Raw genomic sequence first — 529 nt, forward strand, 5'->3', positions numbered from 1 at the left:
CATGCTGGTCCACCTGATGCTGTTGGAAACCGGTGCTCCGCATCGTTTGCAGCTGGTCGACATCGATAAACAGCAGCAAAAAGATCCGGCCTACCTGCGACTGAATCCTTACGGTGTGGTACCGACTCTGGTGCTGGATGAACAGCCATATACCGAGGCGGCGGCGATCGCCATGCTACTCGCGGAGCATCACCCTGAAAGCGGTTTGGTACCGGCGCGCGACACAGTCGCCTATGATTTGTGGCGTCAGTGGATGCTGTCACTCAGCCATAATCTGCAAGCCAGTTTCCGGCTCTGGTTTTATCCGCAAGAGCTGGGCAATGTCAGCCATCCGGAAGCACTGAGTCAGGCTATACAACAAAAAATCGCGCGCATCTGGGATCAGCTCGACCGCCATTTGAGCCAGCAAGGTCCGTATTTACTTGGCGAGCAATTTAGCTGTGCCGATCTGTATCTGACCATGCTGATGCGCTGGTCGCGCAATATGCCGCGTCCTGCGACGGAATGGCCAGCTTTACGTGCGCTGACT

Annotated in this window: 1 protein-coding gene; it reads left to right on the plus strand. The window is 55.8% G+C overall.

The window, feature by feature from the left end; genetic code table 11:
• Positions 1–529, plus strand: a 529-nt coding sequence (locus KDM89_RS19480) for a glutathione S-transferase family protein (RefSeq protein WP_212689554.1), incomplete at both ends; no start/stop codon positions are given.

The sequence above is a fragment of the Cognatundibacterium luofuense genome (assembly GCF_018139685.1).
Lineage (GTDB): Bacteria > Pseudomonadota > Gammaproteobacteria > Burkholderiales > Burkholderiaceae_D > Undibacterium > Undibacterium luofuense.